This is a genomic window from Salinisphaera sp. SWV1 (assembly GCF_052044155.1).
Classification (GTDB): Bacteria; Pseudomonadota; Gammaproteobacteria; order Nevskiales; family Salinisphaeraceae; genus Salinisphaera.
This window is the reverse complement of record NZ_JBQDYE010000131.1, coordinates 1-644: the sequence shown is the minus strand read 5'-3', so window position 1 is coordinate 644 and position 644 is coordinate 1. Positions and strand designations below refer to the sequence as shown.

Below are 644 nucleotides of genomic sequence, written 5' to 3'. Positions count from 1 at the left end.
GTGCAATGGTGGGTTCTTCCGGCGGTTCAGCACCTTCTGCGCCCTCTTTCACCAGATTCTGCCGACGCGCCAGCGCACGACGCCAGGCGATACGCCGCGCCGCTACGCTTAAGCCACGCAGTACCGTCTGGTACAGCAGGTTCCAGATGATCACCAGATAAACGGTTTCAATCCAGCGTCCTGCCAGACGCAGCGTAGTGTAGAGGTAGCCTGTAGCAGTCAGCACCATCAGCGCAATCGGGATTATCGACAGCACGGTAATGGTGACCAGTCGCATGGTGTGCGACTCTTTATCACGCCAGCTTTCGCGGCACATCGGCCATACCAGGAAAGCAATCAGCAGCAGGTTGAAGAAAATCATCGCTTGCCCCAGCACATCATCCATCAGATGCAGCGGGGAAAGTTCTGCCACCACAGACCATAAATGGATAGGCAGCAATGCGAGACTGATGCGGACAATTTGCCGACGGCAGTGGCTGGTCTGCTGTTCCGGCATGCCGAAGTGACGTACGGCAACGCCGTTTTTCTCCAGTACCTTCCAGCACAGGCCAAACACCAGCCAGAATATCGCCAGTTTTTTGCTGAACGACCATAGCAGTTCGCTGATGTTGAGCTGCATGGTCAACAGAATCAGGCCAACCGCG

General features: G+C 55.9%; 1 pseudogene. It reads right to left on the bottom strand.

The annotated features are described in order from the left end of the window. Positions 1 to 644: pseudogene (locus tag ACS8YF_RS19810) on the bottom strand (mechanosensitive channel MscK); the annotation flags it as partial.